This is a genomic window from Pseudoalteromonas sp. SS15 (genome assembly GCF_049257195.1).
In the GTDB taxonomy this organism is placed as follows: Bacteria; Pseudomonadota; Gammaproteobacteria; order Enterobacterales; family Alteromonadaceae; genus Pseudoalteromonas.
On record NZ_JBMMUD010000017.1, the window covers coordinates 1 to 1,654 of the forward strand.

Here is a 1,654-nt window from a genome sequence, read left to right on the forward strand (position 1 = left end):
TGTTCTAAATCGTTAAGGAGGTGATCCAGCCCCAGGTTCCCCTAGGGCTACCTTGTTACGACTTCACCCCAGTCATGAATCACTCCGTGGTAAGCGCCCTCCCTAAGGTTAAGCTACCTACTTCTGGAGCAACCCACTCCCATGGTGTGACGGGCGGTGTGTACAAGGCCCGGGAACGTATTCACCGCGGCATTCTGATCCGCGATTACTAGCGATTCCGACTTCATGGAGTCGAGTTGCAGACTCCAATCCGGACTACGACGTACTTTAAGTGATTCGCTTACTCTCGCAAGTTCGCAGCACTCTGTATACGCCATTGTAGCACGTGTGTAGCCCTACACGTAAGGGCCATGATGACTTGACGTCGTCCCCACCTTCCTCCGGTTTATCACCGGCAGTCTCCTTAGAGTTCCCGACCGAATCGCTGGCAACTAAGGATAGGGGTTGCGCTCGTTGCGGGACTTAACCCAACATCTCACAACACGAGCTGACGACAGCCATGCAGCACCTGTATCAGAGTTCCCGAAGGCACCAAACCATCTCTGGTAAGTTCTCTGTATGTCAAGTGTAGGTAAGGTTCTTCGCGTTGCATCGAATTAAACCACATGCTCCACCGCTTGTGCGGGCCCCCGTCAATTCATTTGAGTTTTAACCTTGCGGCCGTACTCCCCAGGCGGTCTACTTAATGCGTTAGCTTTGGAAAAGTTGTCCGAAGACCCCAGCTCCTAGTAGACATCGTTTACGGCGTGGACTACCGGGGTATCTAATCCCGTTTGCTCCCCACGCTTTCGTACATGAGCGTCAGTATTGACCCAGGTGGCTGCCTTCGCCATCGGTATTCCTTCAGATCTCTACGCATTTCACCGCTACACCTGAAATTCTACCACCCTCTATCATACTCTAGTTTGCCAGTTCGAAATGCAGTTCCCAGGTTGAGCCCGGGGCTTTCACATCTCGCTTAACAAACCGCCTGCGTACGCTTTACGCCCAGTAATTCCGATTAACGCTCGCACCCTCCGTATTACCGCGGCTGCTGGCACGGAGTTAGCCGGTGCTTCTTCTGTAAGTAACGTCACAGCTAGCAGGTATTAACTACTAACCTTTCCTCCTTACTGAAAGTGCTTTACAACCCTAAGGCCTTCTTCACACACGCGGCATGGCTGCATCAGGCTTGCGCCCATTGTGCAATATTCCCCACTGCTGCCTCCCGTAGGAGTCTGGACCGTGTCTCAGTTCCAGTGTGGCTGATCATCCTCTCAAACCAGCTAGGGATCGTCGCCTTGGTGAGCCATTACCTCACCAACTAGCTAATCCCACTTGGGCTAATCTAAGGGCGAGAGCCGAAGCCCCCTTTGGTCCGTAGACGTTATGCGGTATTAGCAGTCGTTTCCAACTGTTGTCCCCCACCCTAAGGCATATTCCCAAGCATTACTCACCCGTCCGCCGCTCGTCATCTTCTAGCAAGCTAGAAATGTTACCGCTCGACTTGCATGTGTTAGGCCTGCCGCCAGCGTTCAATCTGAGCCATGATCAAACTCTTCAATTAAAAGTTTTTTGTTTGAAGTAAACTTCAAACCATGCTCAATGAATTCTGATTTTGATTCTTTCGAATCGAATTGACTATGAAGTCACTCAGTTACATTTGAGACTCTAA

The 1,654-nt window shown here is 51.1% G+C and carries 1 rRNA gene; it reads right to left on the bottom strand.

Features of this window, described 5'->3' with window-relative positions:
- Positions 1-13: 13 nt before the first annotated feature.
- Positions 14-1,546, bottom strand: a 16S ribosomal RNA gene (locus AAEU28_RS20605).
- Between the last annotated feature and the right edge of the window lie 108 nt (positions 1,547-1,654).